This window comes from Aeromonas simiae (assembly GCF_014892695.1).
GTDB lineage: Bacteria > Pseudomonadota > Gammaproteobacteria > Enterobacterales > Aeromonadaceae > Aeromonas > Aeromonas simiae.
The window spans coordinates 3819688-3837664 of the sequence record NZ_CP040449.1 but is presented as its reverse complement, the minus strand read 5'-3'; the positions used below and the strand labels follow the sequence as shown (position 1 = coordinate 3837664).

General features: G+C 63.4%; 18 protein-coding genes. 8 read left to right on the top strand and 10 right to left on the bottom strand.

The genetic code is table 11. The features are described from left to right. Nucleotides 1-217 precede the first annotated feature (217 nt). From FE240_RS18300 to ilvC, 6 genes are all read right to left on the bottom strand, one after another. Complete coding sequence (locus FE240_RS18300) at nucleotides 218-565, bottom strand: copper-binding protein (RefSeq protein ID WP_198133165.1); 348 nt, start codon at nucleotides 563-565, stop codon at nucleotides 218-220. Next, nucleotides 562-3702 carry an efflux RND transporter permease subunit gene (locus FE240_RS18295; protein WP_193002857.1) on the bottom strand — a complete coding sequence of 1047 codons (3141 nt, stop codon included), beginning with the start codon at nucleotides 3700-3702 and terminating at the stop codon, nucleotides 562-564. Before FE240_RS18295 ends, FE240_RS18300 begins: the two co-directional genes overlap by 4 nt. A 2-nt stretch (nucleotides 3703-3704) precedes the next feature. Beyond that, a complete protein-coding gene (locus tag FE240_RS18290) occupies nucleotides 3705-5165 on the bottom strand; it encodes an efflux RND transporter periplasmic adaptor subunit (RefSeq protein ID WP_042047578.1) in 1461 nt (486 codons plus the stop codon). 69 nt (nucleotides 5166-5234) lie between these two features. Next, nucleotides 5235-5624 (bottom strand): hypothetical protein, encoded by a 390-nt coding sequence (locus FE240_RS18285; RefSeq protein ID WP_042047580.1) that lies wholly within the window; start codon nucleotides 5622-5624, stop codon nucleotides 5235-5237. 50 nt (nucleotides 5625-5674) lie between these two features. Continuing rightward, complete coding sequence (locus FE240_RS18280) at nucleotides 5675-6637, bottom strand: bile acid:sodium symporter family protein (RefSeq protein WP_193002856.1); 963 nt, start codon at nucleotides 6635-6637, stop codon at nucleotides 5675-5677. Nucleotides 6638-6766: 129 nt separating this feature from the next. Beyond that, on the bottom strand, nucleotides 6767-8248 hold the full coding sequence (gene ilvC, locus FE240_RS18275; RefSeq protein ID WP_042047582.1) for a ketol-acid reductoisomerase: 1482 nt from the start codon (nucleotides 8246-8248) through the stop codon (nucleotides 6767-6769). A 121-nt stretch (nucleotides 8249-8369) separates the two neighbouring features. Between ilvC and ilvY the strand changes: the two genes are divergently transcribed. Together ilvY and FE240_RS18265 are read left to right on the top strand one after the other, a co-directional pair. After that, on the top strand, nucleotides 8370-9254 hold the full coding sequence (ilvY, locus tag FE240_RS18270; RefSeq protein ID WP_042047583.1) for an HTH-type transcriptional activator IlvY: 885 nt from the start codon (nucleotides 8370-8372) through the stop codon (nucleotides 9252-9254). Between the two features lie 109 nt (nucleotides 9255-9363). Further along, entirely contained in the window at nucleotides 9364-9555 is a 192-nt protein-coding gene (locus FE240_RS18265) for a hypothetical protein (protein ID WP_042047584.1), read from the top strand. Between the two features lie 42 nt (nucleotides 9556-9597). On the opposite strand, the gene FE240_RS18260 is transcribed toward FE240_RS18265, so the two are convergent. After that, nucleotides 9598-9783 carry a hypothetical protein gene (locus FE240_RS18260; protein WP_042047586.1) on the bottom strand — a complete coding sequence of 62 codons (186 nt, stop codon included), beginning with the start codon at nucleotides 9781-9783 and terminating at the stop codon, nucleotides 9598-9600. A gap of 172 nt (nucleotides 9784-9955) precedes the next feature. Between FE240_RS18260 and tusA the strand changes: the two genes are divergently transcribed. Beyond that, nucleotides 9956-10201 (top strand): sulfurtransferase TusA, encoded by a 246-nt coding sequence (gene tusA, locus FE240_RS18255; RefSeq protein WP_042047587.1) that lies wholly within the window; start codon nucleotides 9956-9958, stop codon nucleotides 10199-10201. Between the two features lie 16 nt (nucleotides 10202-10217). Continuing rightward, entirely contained in the window at nucleotides 10218-10565 is a 348-nt protein-coding gene (locus tag FE240_RS18250) for a RidA family protein (protein ID WP_042047588.1), read from the top strand. A 54-nt stretch (nucleotides 10566-10619) separates the two neighbouring features. Here the strand turns inward: FE240_RS18250 and FE240_RS18245 are convergent, their stop codons facing one another. The 3 genes from FE240_RS18245 to FE240_RS18235 form a co-directional block, all read right to left on the bottom strand. Next, nucleotides 10620-12746 carry a S9 family peptidase gene (locus FE240_RS18245; RefSeq protein WP_193002855.1) on the bottom strand — a complete coding sequence of 709 codons (2127 nt, stop codon included), beginning with the start codon at nucleotides 12744-12746 and terminating at the stop codon, nucleotides 10620-10622. 219 nt (nucleotides 12747-12965) lie between these two features. After that, nucleotides 12966-13400, bottom strand: coding sequence for a DUF411 domain-containing protein (locus FE240_RS18240; RefSeq protein ID WP_042047589.1), 435 nt, complete (start codon nucleotides 13398-13400; stop codon nucleotides 12966-12968). Nucleotides 13401-13454: 54 nt separating this feature from the next. Continuing rightward, nucleotides 13455-13733, bottom strand: coding sequence for a hypothetical protein (locus FE240_RS18235; protein WP_226798903.1), 279 nt, complete (start codon nucleotides 13731-13733; stop codon nucleotides 13455-13457). Between the two features lie 173 nt (nucleotides 13734-13906). Here FE240_RS18235 and kefF point away from each other — a divergent pair, with 173 nt between their 5' ends. The 4 genes from kefF (at nucleotide 13907) to FE240_RS18215 (ending at nucleotide 17951) form a co-directional block, all read left to right on the top strand. Continuing rightward, entirely contained in the window at nucleotides 13907-14503 is a 597-nt protein-coding gene (gene kefF, locus FE240_RS18230; protein WP_042047590.1) for a glutathione-regulated potassium-efflux system oxidoreductase KefF, read from the top strand. Further along, entirely contained in the window at nucleotides 14503-16362 is a 1860-nt protein-coding gene (kefC, locus tag FE240_RS18225) for a glutathione-regulated potassium-efflux system protein KefC (RefSeq protein WP_042047592.1), read from the top strand. Before kefF ends, kefC begins: the two co-directional genes overlap by 1 nt. After that, a complete protein-coding gene (locus FE240_RS18220) occupies nucleotides 16359-16745 on the top strand; it encodes a SirB2 family protein (RefSeq protein ID WP_042047594.1) in 387 nt (128 codons plus the stop codon). The genes kefC and FE240_RS18220 overlap by 4 nt, the downstream gene beginning before the upstream one ends. A gap of 225 nt (nucleotides 16746-16970) precedes the next feature. Then, the gene (locus FE240_RS18215) at nucleotides 16971-17951 is read left to right on the top strand and encodes a helix-turn-helix transcriptional regulator (protein WP_042047595.1); all 981 of its coding nucleotides are present in this window, start codon (nucleotides 16971-16973) and stop codon (nucleotides 17949-17951) included. Nucleotides 17952-17977 lie beyond the last annotated feature (26 nt).

Genomic DNA, 17977 nt, shown 5'->3' with positions numbered 1-17977 from the left:
TCTTCAAACGACTATCTTAGCGAGCGCAACGAGGGAAGGAAGGATGACGTGTTTATTTTACGAGCAAGATCAATAAATTAAGCACCGCATCATTGTCTATGCAGCAATGCACAGCGCGGCTTGCCTCCAAGGGCGGATACCCCCTCCGGCAGGCCAAGAGCGCTCTTGGCAACGCAGAGGGAAAAAGAAAGGGGGCCGTGGCCCCCTTTGCTTTATCTCAGGATTTACTGATCCCCACCGCCACCAGCTTGCCCCCTTCTGAGCGGGGGGTGAAGTGCACCTTGTCCCCCACCTTAAGGCCGGTTAGTTCGGCCGGATCGGCGGCCTCGAAGGTCATGGTCATGCCGGGCATGCCGAGCGCCTTGAGGGGACCGTGCTTGAGGGTCACCTTGTTGCCCTCAATCTTGCGCACCTCGCCGCTCGCCGGCTCACTCATGGCGGCGTGATCCATGGCGGGCATGGCCTGGTGGTTCATCGCTTGGTGATTCATGCCGTCCATCTCGGCGGCCTGGGTGTTCAGGGTCAAGGTGGCCGCCAGCAGCGGCCAGAGCAGATTACGAGTCATGACTGTTTCTCCTTCGGGTCAGAGGTTGCGGGCAGCCCACGGCCGCGCCACAGGAAGTAGATGGCCGGCAACACCAGCAGGGTCAGCACCAGGGCGCTCACCATGCCGCCGATCATGGGGGCGGCGATGCGCTGCATCACCTCAGAGCCGCTGCCGTGGCTCCACATGATGGGGAGCAGGCCGACGATGATGGTCACCACCGTCATCATCTTGGGGCGCAGGCGCAGGGCCGCCCCCTCGATGACGGCGTCGTGCAGGCCGCTCCGATCCGGGCGCTGCCGCGCGCACAGGGCCTCCCAGGCGTGGTTGAGGTAAACCAGCATCAAGACGCCGGTCTCCACCGCCACCCCGGCCAGGGCGATGAAGCCCACCCCGACCCCGACCGAGAGGTTGAAGCCGAGCAGCCACACCGCCCAGATCCCCCCCACCACGGCCAGCGGCAGGGAGCCGAGGATGATCAGCACCTCGCTCATGCGGCGAAACGCCAGATAGAGCAGCAGCACGATAATGCCGAGGGTGAGCGGCACCACGTAGGCGAGGCGCGCCTTGGCCCGCTCCATGTATTCGTACTGCCCGGACCAGGTGAGGGCGTAGCCGGGGGCGAGCTTGAGCTCTTGCTCCACCTTGGCGCGCGCCTCGGCCACGAACGAGCCGATGTCGCGCCCGTCGATGTCCACATAGACCCAGCCGTTGAGGCGAGCGTTCTCGCTGCGCAGCATGGGGGCCTCGTCGGAGAGATAGACCCGCGCCACGTCGCCGAGCGCAATGCGTTCCCCCTCCGGCGTCACCAGGGGCAGCAGGGCCAGCGCCTCGGGCGAGTCGCGGTAATCCTGTGGGTAGCGCAGGTTGATGGGGTAACGCTCGCGCCCCTCTATGGTCTGCCCCACCTCCATGCCGCCCACCGCCAGCGCCAGCACCTCTTGCACGTCGGCCACGTTGAGGCCATAGCGGGCGGCGCGGGCGCGATCGATATCCACCTTGACGTAGCGCCCACCGGCCACCCGTTCGGCGTAAACCGACGAGAGCCCCGGCACCGCCTTGAGGATGCGCTCGACCTCGCGGCCAATCTGCTCTATCTGCTTGAGATCGGGGCCGGCGATCTTGATGCCGACCGGGGTCTTAATGCCGGTGGCCAGCATGTCGATGCGAGTCTTGATGGGAGGCACCCAGGCGTTGGTCAGGCCGGGGAAGCGGATCAGCGAGTCGAGCTCCTCACGCAGCTTCTCGGGGGTCATGCCGGGGCGCCATTGGTCGCGCGGCTTGAGTTGCACCGCGGTCTCGAACATCACCAGATCGGCCGGATCGGTGGCGCTCTCGGCGCGCCCCGCTTTACCGAACACGTTCTGCACCTCGGGCACGGTGCGGATCAGCTTGTCGGTCTGTTGCAGCAGCTCGCGCGCCTTGCCCACCGAGAGGTTGGCGTAGGTGGTGGGCATGTACAGCAGATCCCCCTCATCGAGGGTCGGCACGAACTCAGAGCCCAGATGCTGCAAGGGATAGAGGCCGGCAATCGTGACCGCCAGCGCCAGCGCCAAGGTGGTCTTGGGCCAGGCCAGCACGGCGCGCAGCAGCGGCAGGTAGCCGTGGGTCATGGCGCGGTTGAGGGGGTTGGCCTGCTCGGGTAGCACCCGGCCACGGATGAAGTAGCCCATCAGCACCGGCACCAGCGTGATGGAGAGGCCGGCGGCCGCCGCCATGGCGTAGGTCTTGGTGTAGGCGAGCGGGGCAAACATGCGCCCCTCCTGAGCCTCCAGGGTGAACACCGGCAGGAAGCTCATGGTGATGATGAGCAGCGAGAAGAAGATGGCCGGCCCCACTTCGGCGCTGGCCGTCAGGATCACCTGCCAGCGGTTCTGCTCGGTGAGCGTCTCGCGCTCCATGTGCTTGTGCACGTTCTCGATCATCACAATGGCGCCGTCCACCATGGCGCCGATGGCGATGGCGATACCGCCGAGCGACATGATGTTGGCGTTGATCCCTTGCAGGTGCATGACGATGAAGGCGACCAGGATGGCGATCGGCAGGCTCACCACCACCACCACCACCAGCGACGAGCGCAGGTGAAAGAGGAACGCCAAGCACACCAGCACCACCACGGCGAACTCCTCCACCAGCTTGCCGGAGAGGTTGTCGATGGCGCGCGCGATGAGATCGGAGCGGTCATAGACGGTGACCAGCTCCACCCCCTTGGGCAGGCTGGATTTGAGCTCGGCCAGCCGCGCCTTGACCCCGTCTATGGTGCGCTGGGCGTTCTCGCCATAGCGCATGACGATGATGCCGCCGACCACCTCCCCCTCGCCGTTCAGCTCAGCCACGCCGCGCCGCATCTGCGGGCCGGTGGCCACCTCGGCCACGTCGCCCAAGGTGAGCGGCGTGCCGCGCACCCGGGTACCGAGCGGGATCTGGCGCAGATCCTCCACCCCCTTGAGATAACCGCTGGCGCGCACCATGTACTCGGCCTCGGCCATCTCGATGACAGAGGCGCCTGTCTCCTGATTGCCCATCTCGATGGCGCTCTTGATCAGCGACAGCGGCACCCCGTAGGCGCGCAGCTTGTCCGGGTCGACCCGCACCTGATACTGCTTGACCATGCCGCCCACGGTCGCCACCTCGGCCACCCCGGGCACGGTTTGCAGCTCGTATTTCAAAAACCAGTTTTGCAGCGAGGTGAGCTGGGCCAGATCGTGCTGGCCGCTCTTGTCGGTCAGGGCGTACTGATAGACCCAGCCCACCCCGGTGGCGTCGGGGCCAAGCTCGGGCTTGGCCTCGGCCGGCAGGCGCGAGGCCACCTGGCTTAAATACTCCAGCACCCGGGCGCGGGCCCAGTAGAGATCGGTCTTGTCGTCGAACAGCACATAGACGAAGGAGTCACCAAAAAAAGAGTAACCGCGCACCGTGGTGGCCCCCGGCACCGAGAGCAGGGCCGTGGTGAGCGGGTAGGTGACCTGATCCTCGACCACCTGGGGCGCCTGCCCCGGGTAGCTGGTCTTGATGATCACCTGTACGTCTGAGAGATCCGGCAGGGCGTCGACCGGGGTCTGGCGCACCGACCAGATGCCCCAGGCAGTGACCAGCACGGTCACCAGCAACACCAGGAAGCGGTTGCCGAGCGACCAGCGAAGAATGGCGGTGATCATGCTCAGTGCCCCCCGTGGTTGTCGGCAGCCGGGGCGGCGTCATCCATCACATGAATGGCGGTCACCTGATAATCCTCTCCCTGTTGGCGCATCTCGAAGTGCAGGTGGGTGCCCACCTTGAGGGCGCCGGCATCCACCCCCTCACCGAGGCCAAACTCCATCTCCATCGCCGGCCACTGCCACTCGGGCACCGCCTGGTGGGAGAGGGTCACCCGATCGCCATCGAGCGCGGTCACCGTGCCCTCGCTCCATACCGCAACAGGGCGAAATGCGGTCATGCGCTGGAAATCAGAGCTGAGGCTCGATTCGGAATCGATGAGGAACTGGGCCGAGCTGACCACCTTGTCGCCCGCCTCGACCCCCTCGAGGATCGCCTGACGCTCGCCGTCGCGCGCCCCCAAGCGCACCGCCACCGACTTGAAGCGGCCGTCGCCAAGCGCCAGCACCACCCGATCCTGACGGCCGGTGCGGATCACCGCCTCGGCCGGCACCTGCAACACAGGGGGCAGCTCCCGCTCCAGGCTGATCTTGGCGAACATGTTGGGCCTGAGCTGACCATCCGGGTTGGCAAAGCGCAGCCGCACCTTGAGGGTGCGGGTGGCGGCATCCAGGGTCGGGTAGAGGTAGTCAACCCGGCCGGGCCAGTGGCGGCCGGGATCGTAGTCCAGGGTCATGGTGGCGGGCATGCCCACCTGCACGGCGCCGGCCTGACGCTCGAACAGCTCGGCGCTCACCCACACCTCGCCGAGCGAGGCGATGGAGAAGAGCGGATCGGCCGGCTCCACGTACTGCCCTTCACGCACCTTGAGATCGACCAGATAACCGCCGCGCGCGGCCGGAATGCGGATGGTCTGCTGCACTTGGCGGGTACGCTTGAGCTCGTTGATCTGACCGGCTGGGATCGACAGGGCGCGCAGCTTGCCCTCGGCGGCACGCTCGATGGCCGGGTTGCCGCTGCTCAGGGCTAGCAGGAACTCCTTCTGGGCGTTGACCAGATCCGGCGAATAGAGATCGAACAGAGGTTGCCCGGCCTTGACCGGCTGCCCCTCGCTCTTGACGTGCAGGCGGCGGATCCAGCCCCCCATGCGCGGGGTTACCGTCTCGAGGCGCTCCTCGTCATAGCCCACATAACCCACGGTCTCGATGCGCTGCCGCCAAGGAGACAGAGTCACCTCGGCCAGACGCACCCCCATGTTCTGCTGGATCTCGGGGCTGATGGTGACAGTACCGGGGGAGCCCTCCTTTTTCTCCTCATAGACGGGGAGAAAATCCATCCCCATGGAGTCCTTGGCCGGCCCCGGCCGCTTGTCGGAAGGGTCCATCGGATTGACCCAATAGAGGGGCTGTTTCTCGGCCGGCGCCGGGGCGCGGCCACCCGCCAGCCAATAGCCGGCAGCGGCGCTGCCAGCCAGGGCGGCGAGCAGCAGGAGTCCCCTGAGGGGACCAAATGATTGCGATGACATAGAGACTCTCTTGCACAGACACGAAGACATGCCGGCAACTTGCCGGCCGTTAACGGGGCAAGGGAGAACTCAATTGCGCAGGATGCAGAACTCGAGATGGCGCCTGGGCCAGGAGGGAGGGGGGGCCCCGCGGGCCCGGCCGCGGCGCAGCCGCAGCACAGCGCCCCCGAGCAGGGGCGGTGCAAACAGGGAGAGACACAGCAACAAAGGCAACAGCAGCAGCGAGGGCAGGCCACCGGTGAGTTGGCTCAAGGCACCGGAGACCCCGGAGGGCATGGGGCAGTCGCCCTGCATGCCCTGGCCATCTTCATCGGCCATCGCCGCACCGTGGCAGCTGGCCGCCACCGGTTGGGCGGCCTGGATGGTGTAAGCGGCAAGACAGAGGGTCAGATTGCAGGCGAGCATCAGCACCAGCATCAGCCGGGCAATCAGGCTCGTTGGCAACCGTCTCGCTATCATGACACTCCTCCCACTTTGGCCTCACCCTAAACCTTCCCACAGTGGGAAGGTCAAGCGGTCTGCTGCTGGGCCTGTTGTTGATAGCGGCGCGCCAGGGCGGCGCACACCATCAGTTGCAGCTGGTGGAACAGCATCAGTGGCAGCAACATGATGCCGACCGAGGCCGCCGGGAACAGCACGTTGGCCATGGGCACGCCGTTGGCGAGGCTCTTCTTCGAACCGCAGAAGACGATGGTGATCTCGTCTTCACGGGAGAAACCGAGCCGGCGCGCCGCCTGCATGTTGATGACGATGACCAGCGCCAGCAGCACGCAGCTCACCAGCAGGATCGAGAGCAGGTCGTCCCAACCCACCTTGTGCCAGATCCCCTCCACCACCGCCTCGCTGAAGGCGACGTAGACCACCAGCAGGATCGAACTCTGGTCGACCTTACTGATGAGGGGACGGTGCCGGTCGACCCAGCCACCGATGAGGGGGCGCGCAAGGTGGCCAGCCACGAAGGGGAGCATCAGTTGCAGCAAGATCGACTGGATCGCCTGCCAGGTTTCGGTGTCCTCTCCCTGCACATTGATGAGTACCCCGACCAGGATCGGCGAGAGAAAGACACCGAGGATGCTGGAGGCCGAGGCGCTGCACACGGCAGCGGCCACGTTGCCACCGGCCATGGAGGTAAACGCGATAGCCGACTGCACCGTGGCCGGCAGGGCGCACAGATAGAGGAAGCCCAGGTAGATCTCGGGGCTGATCCAGGCCGGCACGAAGGGGCGTAGCAGTAGGCCGAGCAGGGGGAACAGCACAAAGGTGCTGCCCATCACCAGCAGATGCAGGCGCCAGTGGCCCATCCCGGCGAAGATGGCCTGGCGCGAGAGCTTGGCTCCGTGCATGAAAAAGAGCAGGGCGATGGCCGCCTTGGTGAGCTGGGCAAACCCCTCGGCCCAGGCCCCCTCGCAGGGAAAGAGGGAGGCGATCACCACCACGGTGACCAGGATCAGGGTAAACGGATCGAGCCGCATCGAAAGACTCCTGAGGAAGAAAGAGCGTCAGGGTAGTCCAAGATGGAACGCCTGTCTTGCTCCGACCGGCCGGCAACAACGACAAGAGGGAGCCTGGGCTCCCTCTTGGTCATGGATTGTCAGCAGCACTTAACCGCCGACGGAGATACGCTTCATGTCCTTCATGTAGCCGCGCAGCACCTGGCCGATGGCTTCGATCGGGTGGTTGCGGATCGCCTCGTTGGCGCGGATCAGGGCGGCGTTATCGACCGCGTTACCGCTGGTGGCCGGCTGGCCCAGATCGCCCGCCTGCAGGGTCGGCATGAAGTGCTCGCGCAGCAGCGGTACGGCGGCGTTGGCGAACAGGTAGTTACCGTACTCGGCGGTATCGGAGATGACCACGTTCATCTCATACAGGCGCTTACGAGCAACGGTGTTGGCGATCAGCGGCAGCTCGTGCAGCGACTCGTAGTAGGCGGACTCTTCATAGATGCCGGAGGCCACCATGGTTTCGAACGCCAGCTCGACCCCCGCCTTGACCATGGCCACCATGACCAGACCATTGTCGAAGTACTCCTGCTCGGCAATCTTGCCGTCGAACGCCGGGGCATTTTCGAAGGCGGACTTGCCGGTCTCTTCGCGCCAGGTGTGCAGCTTGATGTCGTCCTCAGCCCAGTCAGCCATCATGCCACGGGAGAACTCACCGGCGATGATGTCGTCCATGTGCTTCTCAAACAGCGGGCGCATCAGCACGCGCAGCTGCTCGGAAAGCTCGAAGGCGCGCAGCTTGGCCGGGTTGGAGAGTCGATCCATCATGTTGGTGATACCACCCTGCTTGAGGGCTTCGGTGATGGTCTCCCAACCGAACTGGATCAGCTTGCCGGCGTAACCGGGGTCGGTGCCCTCGGCCACCAGCTTGTCGTAGCAAAGCAGGGAACCGGCCTGCAGCATGCCGCACAGGATGGTCTGCTCACCCATCAGGTCAGACTTCACCTCGGCCACGAAGGAGGACTCCAGCACGCCAGCACGGTCGCCGCCAGTGGCAGAGGCCCACGCCTTGGCAATCGCCATGCCTTCACCCTTGGGATCGTTCTCCGGGTGGACGGCGATCAGGGTTGGCACACCGAACCCACGCTTGTACTCTTCGCGCACCTCGGTGCCGGGGCACTTGGGGGCAACCATGACGACGGTGATGTCGGCACGGATCTGCTGGCCTTCCTCAACCACGTTGAAACCGTGGGAGTAACCCAGGGCGGCACCCTGCTTCATCAGCGGCATGACGGTCTTCACCACGTCGGAGTGCTGCTTGTCCGGAGTCAGGTTCAGCACCAGATCGGCGGTCGGGATCAGCTCTTCATAGGTGCCGACCTTGAAGCCGTTATCGGTGGCCTTCTGCCAGGAGGCACGCTTCTCGGTGATGGCGGCCTGGCGCAGGGCATAGGAGATATCCAGCCCGGAGTCGCGCATGTTCAGACCCTGGTTCAGACCCTGGGCACCACAGCCGACGATCACCACCTTCTTGCCCTTGAGCACTTCGCAGCCGTCGGCGAACTCCTCGCGCTTCATGAAACGGCACTTGCCCAGCTGGGCCAGCTGCTGACGCAGGTTCAGGGTGTTGAAATAGTTGGCCATGGTGATTGCTCCATTCGGTTGATTCCATGCCGCAATGCGGCGCAATGTCGAACCACTATAGCGCGGGACAGGTATTGCCGTAACTGATATATTCGAAACATCACGTTGCGGATAATGAAATATGGATCTACGTCACCTCGAGCTGTTTTTGCACCTCGCCGACAGCCTGCACTTCGGCAAGACTGCCGACGCCATGGCGGTCAGCCCCTCCACCCTGAGCCGGGCCATCCAGCGCCTGGAGCAGGAGACCGGCTGCACCCTGTTCGAGCGGGATAACCGCAGCGTGCGCCTCACCCCGGCCGGCGAGAAGCTGCGCGAATTCGGCGGCACACTGGTGCAGGAGTGGCGCCATCTGCGTCAGGAGCTGCGCCGCAGCGACGAACCGCTGCAAGGACGGCTGCGGGTCTACTGCTCGGTGACCGCCAGCTATTTCCTGCTGCCCGAGTTGCTCGAACGCTTTCGCCGCCGCCATCCTCAGCTCGAGATCAAGCTGGAAACCGGCGACCCGGCGCTGGCGGTCGACCGGCTGCTGGCCGACGAGACCGATCTGGCCATCGCCGCCCGCCCGGATGCCCTGCCGGCCAAGCTGGAGTTCGCCAGCCTGCGCCAGGTACCGCTGGTGTTCATCGCCCCGCGCAGCGGGCCGCAACTGGCCCAGTGGTTCCCTGGCGGCGAACCCAACTGGGAGCGGCTGCCGTTGATCCTTTCGGAGCAGGGGCTGGCGCGAAAACGCTGCGAGCAGTGGCTGCGTAACAAGGGGATCGCCCCCAACCTCTACGCCGAAGTGGCGGGCAACGAGGGGATCGTCGCCATGGTGGCGCTCGGTTGCGGGGTGGGGCTGGTGCCCGAGGCGGTGCTCGACCACAGCCCGATGGGGGACAAGATCCGCATCGTCGAGCCCAAGCCGGCGCTCAAGCCATTTGATGTCGGCATCGCCGTGCTCAAGAAGCGACTGGAAGACCCGCTGGTGCGAGCCTTCTGGGATACCGCCCGCCTTTCACGCTAGGCAGCAGTGAGGGTGGCAACGACCTTGTGAACTGATGAATGTAACAGGCGAGCATGGCGCTGAGCGTCTATGCTTTTTGTCCACGTGCTTCACAAGGAGAATAAGGGTCATGGAACACAGACTCATCGAAATTAAGGGCGAGGTGTTGTTTGAGGAGTATCTGCACAGCCTGGGCGTCACTCCGCGCCACCTAGACCAAGAGCAGGAGATCTACCTGCAAGATCGTCATCTGGCTGCCATCCGCCGGGTCAAGGGAGAGTTACGCTTCTTCCTGCATGCCGCCGAGCTGACCCACGCCTGAGCGACAATGACGAAGGCGGGCACCCGGCCCGCCTTCACGCCATCAATCCTGTTCCTCTTCATCCTCATCATAGTAATCGCTGAGCTCAATCCACAGCCCCAGCCCGATCATCACCATGGCACCAAACCAGGTGCCGGAATTGCCAATCGGGTTGCCAAGCACGATCATGGCCAGCGAGAGAAAACCCATGGCGGCATAGACCTTCAGCCGGTCGTAGGACTGGATCATATTCATACCTCCCTGTTGAATATGGGTCATTTTTTATATTACCCATGGGCCTCCGTCAGGAAAGGCGTTCCCGGCAATTCGGTTTCATCTGCTGGGAAGCGAGTTCATTCTTTGCTTATTTTTTAGTCGGAGCTATTATTGCCAGCCGAATTGGTTAGGGGTTTGAAACGAAATGAGTGATTTGTTCTGCAGTGCTACCCATGAACTGGACGCCGTCGGGCTGCGTTGCCCGGAGCCGGTCATGATGGTGCGTAAGAGGGTGCGCACCATGGCCGAGGGGGAAACCCTGCTGGTGCATGCCGACGATCCGTCGACCACCCGTGACATCCCAAGCTTCTGCCGCTTCATGGACCACACCCTGGTGGCCAGTGAGATTGAAGCCGCCCCCTATCGCTACCTGATCCGCAAGGGTCTGTAATCGCAAGGAAATGTCCATGTCACCGATCACCCGCATCGGCACCACGGCCCGCTGGTCCGACCTTGTCATCCACAACGGCACCCTCTATGTGGTGGAAGTGCCCGCCACGCTGGAAGCCGACCTCCAGACCCAGACCCGCGAGGTGCTGGAGAGCCTGACCCGCCTACTGGAGACGCACGGCTCCGGGGTCGACAAGATCCTGATGGCCACCATCTATCTCAAAGAGATCGGTGACATCGCCGCCTTCAACGAGCTGTGGGATGCCTGGCTGCCAGCCGGCAGCGCCCCGGTACGCTGCTGCGTGCAGGCCCGCCTCGCCCACGACGACTTCAAGGTCGAGATCCAGCTCACCGCCGCCGTCTGATGCGGCCGCAAGGATAAAAAAAGAGCGCCTCGTGGCGCTCTTTTTCATGGGGCCTTAGCCCGCCTTCAGCGGCTGGGCCAGTTGCAGCAGGAAGGCAAACTCGAGGGCGATGTCCTCATAGGCCTTGAAGCGCCCCGACTTGCCGCCGTGGCCCGACTCCATGTCGGTGTGAAGCAGCAGCAGGTTATGATCGATCTTGAGTTCACGCAGCTTGGCGACCCACTTGGCCGGCTCCCAGTATTGCACCTGGGAGTCGTGCAGACCGGTCGTCACCAGCAGGTTCGGGTAGGCCTGCGCCTTGACCTGATCGTAAGGGCTGTAGGACTTCATGTAGTCGTAGTAGGCCTTCTCATTGGGGTTGCCCCACTCGTCGTATTCGCCCGTGGTGAGCGGGATAGACTCGTCGAGCATGGTGGTCACCACATCGACGAAGGGCACCTGGGCCACCACGCCGCGATAGAGATCGGGCGCCTGGTTGATCACCGCCCCCATCAGCAGACCACCGGCACTGCCCCCCATGGCATAGACCTGATCGGGCGCTCCGTATTGCTGCGCCGTCAGCGCGCGGGTCACGTCAATGAAGTCGTTGAAGCTGTTCTGCTTGTGCAGCAGTTTGCCCTGTTCGTACCAATCGCGGCCCAGCTCCTCGCCACCCCGGATGTGGGCGATGGCGTAGACGAAACCGCGATCGAGCAGGCTCAGGCGGGCGCTGCCAAAATCCGGGTCCATGCTGGCACCGTAAGAGCCGTAGCCATAGACCAGCAAGGGGTTACGGCCATCCTGCTTGAACTTGTCCTTGCGCCACACCAGCGAGACCGGCACCTTGACCCCATCACGGGCGGTCACCCAAAGCCGGGCGCTGGCATAATCCTCGCTCTTGAAACCCGCCACCGGCTGCTGCTTGAGCAGGGTGCGCTGGCCGCTGTCGAGGTTGACCTCGTAGGTGGAGCTCGGCGTGGTGAGCGACGAGTAGCCGTAGCGCAGCCGATCGGTGTCGGGCTCCGGGTTGTACCCGAGCCAAGTGACGTAGGTGGGGTCGTCGAAGGCGATCTCCTTCTGCTCGCCATCTTGCCAGCGGATCTGCCGCAACCGGGTCAGCCCGCCCTCACGCTCCTCCACCACCAGCCAGTCGCGCAGCAGCACATAGCTCTCGAGCAGGGTATCAGGGCGCGGCGCCACCACGCTCTTCCAATGCGCCTCAGCCCCCTCCCGGGTCTCGTACAGACCGAAGTTCTTGCCGTCCTTGTTGGAGCGCACATAGAAGTTGCCACGGTAGTGGTCGATGCCGTACTCGTGATTGACCCGGCGCGGCAGGAACACCTTGGGGCTCTGCTCGGGATGGTTGGCATCGATCAGCCGCGCCTCGCCCGTGGTGGTACTGGAGAGGCTGATGACGATGAACTCCTCCGAGGTGGTGGCGTAGAGGCTGACGTAAAAGGTGTCATCCTGCTCCTCGTAGACCAGCTGATCCTTGGCCGGGTCGGTGCCGAGCACATGGCGGTAAACCTGGTAGGGCAGCAGGGTCTGCGGGTGCTTGCGCACATAGAACAGCGTCTTGCTGTCGGTGGCCCAGACGATATTGCCCGAGGTGTTCTCGATACGATCCGGCAGCCACTGACCACTGTCGATATCGAGGAAACGCACATCGTACTGGCGACGGGAGACCACATCCTCGCTCACCGCCAGCAGCCGGTTGTCGCGGCTCACCTCGAGGGCACCGGTGGCGTAATAGTCATGCCCCTCGGCACGCTGGTTGCCATCTAGCAGCAGTTGCGACTTGTCCTTGCCATCGACCGGTTGGCGCAAATAGATGGCGTACTCTTTACCCGGCTCGAAACGAGTCTGATAGCGGTAGCCGTTCTTGACGTAAGGCACGGACTCATCCTGCTGGGGAATGCGCGCCACCATCTCGGCATAGAGCTGGTCACGCAGCGCCTTGGACGGCGCCAGCATGGCCTCGGTATAACGGTTCTCGGCCTTGAGGTAATCGAGCACGGCCGGATCCTGTCGTTTGTCATCCCGCAACCAGTAGTAATTATCGATGCGCTCATCGCCGTGGTTCTTGAGGAGGTGCGGCTGTCGGGTGGCCTGGGGGGGCTGGGTCATGGGGCTCTCACTTGCAGCGTGGGCCACTCCGGCGGCAAGCACCAGCCAGAGCAACCAATGGGGTTTCATTTGCATATCGCATCCTTGGCGATCTTCTCTTCGTGTCGACGTGACCGAAGCCACATCCACTCCTGGCGGCACCAATCTGCCCCCGAATCCCTTCTCGGGCAAGGTTCCCCCCCTGTTTTAAGCAAAAAAACCGCCACCCGGGGGTGGCGGTCTGCCTGCTTGGCGGCCCAGCGTCTGCCAGGTGTGCCTCACATGGGATAGGGAGCCAGCCAGGCAGGCTGCCGGTCAGCCCGGATAGGCCGACCAACGCGTGGTCTTGCCCTCCTGGTCCAGGCTCAGCACCTCATAGGGGTGGCCAGGAATGTCCATACCGGGCGCACTCTGGGGCATACCGGGAATGGTCAAGCCACGGATGGCCGGCTTCTGTTCCAGCAGCAACCGAACATCGGCGGCCGGCACATGCCCTTCGACCACATAGCCATCGATCTCGGCCGTGTGGCACGAGGAAAGCTCGGGGCGAATGCCGTTACGCTCTTTGATGGCGCCAAGCTCCTCGGTTTCCACCACCTTCAGCTCGAAACCGTTGGCTTGCATGTGCTTGATCCAGCCCTCACAACAGCCACAGTATTTCGACTTGTAGACAGTCATGGGGCCGGCCGCCAGGGCCGAGAAGGCAGTAAAGGCGGCAAGCACCGCCAGCAGGCGTGAACCTGGAATCATGGTGTTCTCCTCATGATGGCAAGAATGGGATCACCCCGGTAAGGGGCGGAAAATTCAGACCAGGAGGAGGCGGGGAGGCCGCTCCAGCCGCTCACAAGGGGCAGCGGGGATATGTAGATCCGGCTCGGGAAAATGGGGAACGTCGGCCTCCAGCGGAGCGACGCCAAGCGCCACCTCGGCGATACAGGCCATACCAAGCATGGTGGTGAAGCTACCGCACGGCATCGCCTTCTCGAGCGAGCGCTCGATGCGGCCACAGTGATCGGTGAAGGTGCAGAGATCGGTGGCCGCCCTGGCACCAAACGACATGCACACCAGCAGCAGACACCACATGGGTATCCAGAACCGGGCACGGCGAAGGGCGGCAATCGGCAGCATCGTTTTTCTCTGCATGGGATGAGTGAGCATGCTAACCCTGCCCCCCGGGGTAGGGTCAAGCGGGACTGGACGAGCAGACCCTGCAACCGCGAGAATGAGGCCTCATATCGGCCATCCCCGAGTCACACATGAAACGCATTCTGGTGCTGTTCGCCCATCCGGCGCTGCAAAAGTCGCACGCCAACCGCAGCTTGCTGCACGCCATTCAGGGACTGGAAGGAGTCACCCTGCATGACCTCTATCAAAGCTACCCCGACCAACTCATCGACGTGAAGCGCGAGCAAGCGCTGCTCGCCGAGCATGACATGGTGGTGTTCCAACACCCCTTCTACTGGTACTCCAGCCCCGCCATCCTCAAGGAGTGGCTCGATCTGGTGCTCGAATATGGTTACGCCTATGGCAACGAGGGCGATACGCTGCGCGGCAAGCTGTGGCTGTCGGCCATCACCACGGGCGGCGCACCGGAATCGTACAGCACCGAAGGGGATAACCAGCGCCCCCTCATCGACTTCCTGCTGCCGTTCCAGCAGACCGCCCGTCTGTGTGGCATGCACTGGCTGCCTCCCTTCGTGTTGCATGCCTTCCACAAGATCAGTGACCCGACAGCCCTGCTACGCTGCGGCCAGGAGTATCGCCAACTGCTCGCGGCACTGCGCGACGAGCAACTGACCGTGGAGTCGCTCTCTTCCCACACCTATCTGCGTGACGCCTTGGAGAACCTCTGATGGAATCCGGCATATTGCAAGACGCCCTCATCTATCTCGGCGCCGCCGTCATCGCCGTCCCGCTCGCCAAGCGCTTCGGTCTCGGCTCCGTACTCGGTTATCTGTTGGCCGGCATCATCATCGGCCCCTACCTGCTCGGCATGGTGGGCGATCAGAAAGAGGTGATGCACTTTGCCGAGTTCGGCGTGGTGCTGATGCTGTTTTTGGTCGGCCTCGAACTCCAGCCGACCCTGCTATGGCAGCTCAAGGGGCCCATTCTCGGCACCGGCGGCCTGCAGATGATCCTGACCACCCTGGTGCTGACCGGTATCGGTTGGGCCGCCTCACTGCCTTGGCAGGAGAGCTTGGCCATCGGCCTCATTCTGGCGCTCTCCTCCACCGCGATCGCCCTGCAGAGCTTGCAGGAGCGCCGCCTGATGCAGAACGAAAGCGGCCGCAGCGCCTTTGCCGTGCTGCTGCTGCAAGATATCGCGGTGATCCCGATCCTGGCGCTGCTGCCCCTGCTGGCACTGCAACCCACCACCATAGGTGAGAGCAGCGGCCTGAGTGGCTGGCAACAGGGGGCGCTGGTGGCCGCCGCCATCAGCGGCATCGTGCTGGGGGGGCGCTACCTGATGCGCCCCATCTTCCGCGCCATCGCTGAGGCCCACATGCGCGAGATCTTCGTCGCCGCCGCCCTGCTGCTGGTGGTGGGGATCGCGGTGCTGATGGAGTCGGTCGGCCTCTCCCCCGCGCTCGGCTCCTTCCTAGCCGGCGTCGTACTGGCCGACAGTGAATACCGCCACGAGCTCGAATCGGACATCGAGCCGTTCAAGGGGCTGCTGCTCGGTCTCTTCTTCATGTCGGTCGGTGCCGGCATCGACTTTCGCCTATTTGCCGAGCACCCGCTCTTGATCCCGGCCCTGGTGATCGGGCTGATGGTGGTCAAGTGGCTGGTGTTGATGGGCCTTGGCAAGGTGCTGCGCATGAGCCCGAGCCAGAACTGGACCTTCGCCCTGGCGCTGGCTCAGGGCGGTGAATTTGCCTTCGTGCTGTTCTCGTTCGCCGGTCAAACCCGGGTACTCAGTACCGAGACCACCAGCCTGCTCACCCTGGTGGTCACCCTGTCGATGGCGCTGAGCCCGCTGCTGCTCATCCTCAACGACAAGCTGATCCAGCCGCGCTTTGACTATCAGCCGGACACCATGACGGAACACACCAATCCGGAGTCAGCCAATAACCCGGTGCTGATCGCCGGCTTCGGCCGCTTCGGCCAGATCGTCGGTCGTCTGCTGCACGGCCACGGTATCGGCACCACGGTACTGGAGCAGGACCCCAGCCAGATCGAGATGCTGCGCAAGTTCGGATACCGGGTCTTCTATGGTGACGCCTCCCGTCTCGATCTGCTGCATGCGGCCGGGGCCCATCAGGCCAAGCTGCTGGTGGTCGCGGTCAACGATCCCGCCACCACCCTCAGCATCATAGAGACGGTGCGCAAGCACTTCCCGCACCTCAAGATCCTGACGCGAGCCCAGGATCGCCCGAGTGCCCACGAACTGCTGCGCCAAGGGGTCGAGCACGTGTTCCGGGAAACCCTCGGCTCGGCGGTCGATCTCGGCGTCGAGGTGCTGGTTGAACTCGGGTTTCGCGCCAACCAGGCATGGCGCGCCGGCCAGACCTTCAAGCGCCACGATAACCGGCTACTGCGCGAGCAGACCCAGTATCTCGACGACGAACACACCTACATCAACAAGAGCCTGCAATACCGCGACATCCTGGCCGACTTGCTGCAAGATGACGAGGAAGAACAGGGGCGCATCCAGTCCTACAACTGGGACACCGCGCCTCAGGATGACGCTCTGCCCAAGGATGCACGATGATCGCCTACTACCCCCTGCTCAAACACCTGCACATGTTGCTGGCCCTTATCAGCCTGCTGTTGTTTCTCTATCGCTGGCGTCTCGCGCTGGCACAGAGCCCCAGCTTGCAGCGCAAATGGCTGAAGGTTCTGCCCCACGTCAACGACACCTTGCTGCTGGTGGCCGGGGTATGGCTGGCTCTGCTGCTGCACTTCTCCCCTGGCACACAACCCTGGCTGCTGGCCAAGCTGATCGCCCTGGTCGGCTATGTGGGCTGCGGGGTAATGGCGCTGAAAGGGCGCACGAAGGGCATGCGCCTGCTGTTTGGCGTGATCGCGCTGGCGCTGTTCGCCTACATGGCTGGCGCCGCCGTCACCAAGAGCCCGTTATCCTGGGGTTATTGAGTCCCTTCGCCCCCTGAACAGGGGGGATGAGCAAGTAAATCCACTGCGACAGAAGCTTACACGGCCCCTATTGGGGCCTTTGTTATTGCACAAAACACTGTAATTTCAATACGTTGAGGTTTTTTGTATGTAAATGGCGACACTTGTCGCAGCAAAAAATGCGACAATACCTGTCGCATAAGCTGTCTAGGATATACTCATAGCCAATCCGCAAAGGCATGCATCATGAGTAAGAAGCTGTTAAGACAACTGACCCTGGCACGCTGCATCCCGCACCGCCCCTACAAGCTGACCGCCAGCCAACTGCAGGCCAAGCTTGAGGAAGAGGGAATCCGCGTCAGCCTGCGCACTGTCCAGCGCGATCTGGAAGAGATGTCCGGCATGGGCCTCTTCGATCTGACCTCTGACGAGCGCAGCAAGCCGCACGGCTGGTGCTTCGAACGCAATGGCCTAAGCGACTTTGCCAACATCATGCCGCTCTCCCTGGCGGTAGCACTGAAGACCTGGAGCGACCAAGCCAGCCAGTTGCTCCCGGCCAGCGTATTGACCGAACTGAACCCGCTGGTCGACAAGGCCAGCCAGGTGATCCGCGACAGCCAGAGTGAACCGGCCCGTCGCTGGCTCGAGAGCGTACACCAGTCGCCGCGCCCGTTCGCCGGTAACCCGGACATCCGCCGCAGCACCCTGATCCGTGACGCCCTGTGGCGTGGCCGCAAGTTCAGCGCCGACGTGCAACGGGTGATCAAGGAGCGCACCGTCTGGCTGCGTTACGATCTCATCAACCCGCTCGGCATCCTGAACCAGGAAGAGGGCCCGGTGCTGCTGTGCACCCTCTCCGAGCTGGACCCCAAGGTCTATGGCATCCCGTTCGAGCACATTCGTGAGCTCGAGCTGACCAACCACAGCACCACCCAGCCGAAGGATTTCAACATCCAGAAGATGGTGCGCGAGCACGGTTATCAGGAAGATGGTCAGAGCACCATCCGCTTCGTGGGCCGGATCGACACCAACAGCCGCGCGCTGCAAGAGAGCGAGATCCCGGGCCGTAACCAGCGCATGACCCGCTACGACAAGCGCAGCGTCGTCGTCGAGACCGAGGTGGCCGACACCCCCGAGTTTCTCAGCTGGCTGCACAATATCGATGGCCACATCGAGGTGCTGGCACCGGAATCCCTGAAGAAGGTGTACCCCTCGCGCCTGAGCTGATTGGCTGCGAGAAGATAAAAAACGCC